General features: G+C 43.0%; 1 pseudogene. It reads left to right on the top strand.

The features are described 5' to 3' along the window. Nucleotides 1-237 (top strand): annotated as a pseudogene (locus AAEY72_RS16290) (histidine phosphatase family protein); the annotation flags it as partial.

The following is a 237-nucleotide window of genomic DNA, read 5'->3' as shown; positions in this document are numbered from 1 at the left end:
CCTTTTTACACGACCCATTACAGATCAGTGCAAAGTGGAATGAGTTTAATCATGAAAACGTGATTGCAGTCTATCGCCCAGAATTAGCCAAACCAGAAGCCATGAAGCAGTATCTTCACCAGCAAGCTTCACCTACGAGAGCATTTGTTGAGTTATTTAGCCAAGCCATTTTACAATGGCAACAAGCACCTAATGCTCATGATTACAGCGAATCTTGGCAGCACTTTAGCCAGAGAG

The organism is Psychrobacter sp. W2-37-MNA-CIBAN-0211, from assembly GCF_040309405.1.
GTDB classification, from domain to species: domain Bacteria; phylum Pseudomonadota; class Gammaproteobacteria; order Pseudomonadales; family Moraxellaceae; genus Psychrobacter; species Psychrobacter glaciei.
Note: the sequence above shows the minus strand (reverse complement) of the source record. Positions and strands in the feature narration are given on the sequence as shown.